The 3,788-nt window shown below is 64.5% G+C and carries 3 protein-coding genes; 2 read left to right on the top strand and 1 reads right to left on the bottom strand.

Annotated features, from left to right (window positions below; translation table 11 throughout):
- On the bottom strand, window positions 1–860 hold an 860-nt coding region (locus A9D60_RS25245), incomplete at its 3' end, for a PilZ domain-containing protein (protein ID WP_065270130.1).
- Between the two features lie 409 nt (window positions 861–1,269).
- Here A9D60_RS25245 and fabF point away from each other — a divergent pair.
- Together fabF and mltG are read left to right on the top strand one after the other, a co-directional pair.
- Complete coding sequence (gene fabF, locus A9D60_RS25240) at window positions 1,270–2,535, top strand: beta-ketoacyl-ACP synthase II (protein WP_065270129.1); 1,266 nt, start codon at window positions 1,270–1,272, stop codon at window positions 2,533–2,535.
- On the top strand, window positions 2,535–3,689 hold the full coding sequence (gene mltG / locus A9D60_RS25235; RefSeq protein WP_065270128.1) for an endolytic transglycosylase MltG: 1,155 nt from the start codon (window positions 2,535–2,537) through the stop codon (window positions 3,687–3,689). The genes fabF and mltG overlap by 1 nt, the downstream gene beginning before the upstream one ends.
- Window positions 3,690–3,788: the final 99 nt, after the last annotated feature.

Below are 3,788 nucleotides of genomic sequence, written 5' to 3'. Positions count from 1 at the left end.
CGGGCTTCTTCCCGAATCCCGCCGTCCTCCATCGGGAATTCCTCCAGCAGCCGGTGCAGCTGCATGAAGTTGAATTCGCTGACGAACTGCACGCCGACGTAATCCGCCGTCTTCCAGCGCACCTGCGCTTCCACGATGTGGCCGCCAAAGCGCAGCGTCACACGGCCGGAAGGGTCGCATTGGGTGTTCGGATGCACCTTGGCACCGGCCCGGCTGAGATCGACAAGATATCCCTGCACGGTCCGGCCGCCCGCCTGCAGCACGCAAGGCACGGCGCAGGGGTAGCGTTTGGTGCGGCGGATCTTGCGGATGCCGATCCGGTCCAGGAAATACAGAACGCTGCCGCCCAGAACCAGAAACGAGACCCAGGCGATGCCCGCGTTGATGATCTGCTGGCGCTGGCGGGCATCATTGGCGTTGATCGCCACCAGCTTGCTGCCGAACCCGTCTTCCTTGATCTGGTCGCACGGCAGCGCCTCCACCAGGACGCCGTACTGCGACTGCAATTCGTAAATCCCCATGTGGCGCGCGCCTTCCAGCGCCGCCTGGCGGCCCTGGCTGGACAGGATCTGCAGCAGAACCTTGTTTTGCTGCATCAGCTTGAGCGTTCCGGCCTCAACCTGCTGAATCCCGACGGCCCGCATCCGCTGCTTCAGCGGTGCAGGCGGATTTGCGCCGATCCAGCTGTTCAGCTGCTGCACGTAATAGGGGCTCTGTCCGGTCTCAAGATACCCCAGAAACCCGGCAGAGGCCCGGTTGAGGTCGGAAAGATCCTGATGCACAGGGCAGGACGCATCCGCCCGTCCCGGCAGCAGGGACAGGGTCAGCAAAACAGCAGCTGTCGGAAGCCATTTGCGCATGGCAGTGTGTTCCTCACGTATTTCCGGGGGTGAGTTTGGCGCAAAGTTGCGAATTTGAGGTTAACGCAGAGCCATCCGCTTCGGAAAATTGCAGGCTGGCGGCGCTTGGCGTGGCGCCGTCGCCCCAAAGACCGGGCGCAGCCGCGCCTTGAACGCAAAAAGACGGGCTGGAGACATAATGGCCCAGAGCTCCAGCCCGTTCTGGCAATCCAAGAGGACGGATGCCGAGTTTCGCGTTTTGATAATATCAACCTAGAACTGAGTCGTTAATCAATCGTTCCCGTGACGTAAAAATAGCGTCACGGGGCTTTTTCCGCTACGTCACACCGGCAGCCAGCCCGCTCTTGCACCCGGTTGCCATTCCAAGCTATTTGAACGGACGGATTGCCGAGGCATAGGAGAGCAAGGAATGCGCCGAGTAGTAGTCACCGGACTGGGCCTGGTCACCCCGCTGGCCAGCGGAGTCGAAGAAACCTGGTCCCGGTTGCTGGATGGACAGTCGGGTGCCGGCCCCATCACCCTGTTTGACGCCGAGGCAAGCGGCGTCACCACGACCTATGCCTGCGAGGTCCCGCGCGGCGACGGCGCGGATGGCACTTTCAACCCGGATGACTGGGTCATCAAGAAAGAACAGAAGAAGATCGACGACTTCATCCTCTATGGCATCGCTGCCGCCGACATGGCCGTGCGCGACGCCGGCTGGACGCCCGAGGATGAGGAAAGCCGCCTGCGCACCGGCGTGATGATCGGCTCCGGCATCGGCGGCCTGTCGTCGATCGCCGACACCGCAGTGATGATCAAGGAGAAGGGCCCCCGCCGGGTGTCGCCGTTCTTCATCCCCGGCGCGCTGATCAACCTGATCTCCGGCCAGGTCTCGATCCGCTTCGGCTTCAAGGGCCCGAACCACTCTGTCGTGACTGCTTGCTCGACCGGCGCCCACGCCATCGGCGACGCGGCCCGGCTGATCAAATCCGGCGACGCCGACGTGATGATCGCAGGCGGCGCCGAGGCCGCGATCTGCGAGATCGGCATTGCCGGCTTTAACGCCTGCAAGGCGCTGTCGACCAAACGCGCCGACGATCCGACCAAGGCCTCGCGCCCCTATGACGCCGACCGCGACGGTTTCGTCATGGGCGAAGGTGCCGGCATCGTGGTGCTGGAAGACTACGAGCACGCCAAGGCCCGCGGCGCCAAGATCTATGCCGAAGTGCTGGGTTACGGCCTCTCCGGCGACGCCTACCACATCACCGCGCCGTCCGAGGACGGCGAGGGCGGCGAACGCTCGATGAAGGCAGCGCTCAAGAACGCGGGCCTCGATGCCACTGCCATCGACTACATCAACGCCCACGGCACCTCGACCATGGCCGACACCATCGAACTGGGCGCGGTTGAGCGCCTGCTGGGCGATCACGCGGGCAGTGTCACAATGTCCTCGACCAAATCCGCCACCGGCCACCTGCTGGGCGCGGCCGGCGCGATTGAGGCGATCTTCTCGATCTTGGCGATCCGCGACCAGGTGGCGCCGCCGACCATCAACCTCGACAACCCCGCGGTTGAAACCCCGGTCGACCTGGCCCCGAACGCCAAGCGCGAGCGCAAGATCGACGTGGCTCTGTCGAACTCCTTCGGCTTCGGCGGCACCAACGCATCGGTGATCTTCGGGAAAACCAGCTGATGTGGCGCAGCCTCGCCTCCAATATGCTGACGGTCCTGATCGCCGCCCTGTTCCTGCTGGGCGGCCTCATCCTGTGGGGCCAGTCGCAGTATAAATCCGAAGGCCCGCTGGACACCGCCATCTGCCTCCGGGTGGAGCGGGGCTCCAACATGGCCCGCGTCAGCCGTGATCTGGAAGCGCAGGGCGCGGTTTCTTCCGGCACCATCTTCCGCATCGGCGCCAAATACAGCGAAAAAACCGGCCAGCTGAAGGCCGGCAGCTTCCTGGTGGAGCCGGGCAGCTCGATGGAACGGATCGTCGATGAGATCACCCATTCCGGCGCCTCCACCTGCGGCACCGAGATCGTCTACCGCGTCGGCGTGACCCGCACCCAGACCCTGGTCCGTGAACTGGATCCGGCGACAAACAAGTTTGAGGAGATCGCCGATTTCGTCCTCGGCGAGGATGAGGTCCCGGCCCAGTACACCGAGACCCGCCAGGACGCCGACACCCGCTACCGCATCGCGCTGGCCGAAGGCGTGACCAGCTGGCAGGTGGTCGAGGCGCTCAAGGCCATCGACATGCTGGACGGCGAGCCCGGCGACCGCCCGGCCGAGGGCCTGCTGGCGCCAGACAGCTATGAGGTCACCCCCGGCACCCAGCGCGCCGCGGTCCTGGCCGAAATGCAGGAGCGCCAGCAGCTGCGCATCAATGCCGCCTGGGAAGGCCGAGCGAGCGATGCCGCTGTCTCCAGCCCTGAGGAGATGCTGATCCTCGCCTCGATCATCGAGAAGGAAACCGGCGTCGCCGAAGAACGCGGCCTGGTCGCCTCTGTGTTCACCAACCGCCTCAACCGCGGCATGCGCCTGCAGACCGACCCGACGGTGATCTACGGCGTCACTAAGGGCGAGGGCGTCCTGGGCCGCGGCCTGCGCCAAAGCGAGCTGCGCAAGGCAACGCCCTGGAACACCTATGTGATCGAGGGCCTGCCGCCCACGCCCATCGCCAACCCCGGCATGGCGAGCCTCGAGGCCGCGGTGAACCCGGAGACCACGGACTACGTGTTCTTCGTTGCCGACGGCACCGGCGGCCATGCGTTCGCAAAGACGCTGGACGAGCACAACGCCAACGTCGCCAAATGGCGCGAGATCGAAGCCCAGCAGCAGAACAACTGAGGCTGATGCAATGGGCAAAGTGGAAGGGCGCCGTTTGGCGCCCTTTTTTCTGTAAACGCAGCGTATTGGCGGCAACATTCCGCATCGTCTATACTCGGG

Origin of the sequence: Leisingera sp. JC1 (assembly GCF_001679925.1) — a bacterium.
Classification (GTDB): domain Bacteria; phylum Pseudomonadota; class Alphaproteobacteria; order Rhodobacterales; family Rhodobacteraceae; genus Leisingera.
Note: the sequence above shows the minus strand (reverse complement) of the source record. Positions and strands in the feature narration are given on the sequence as shown.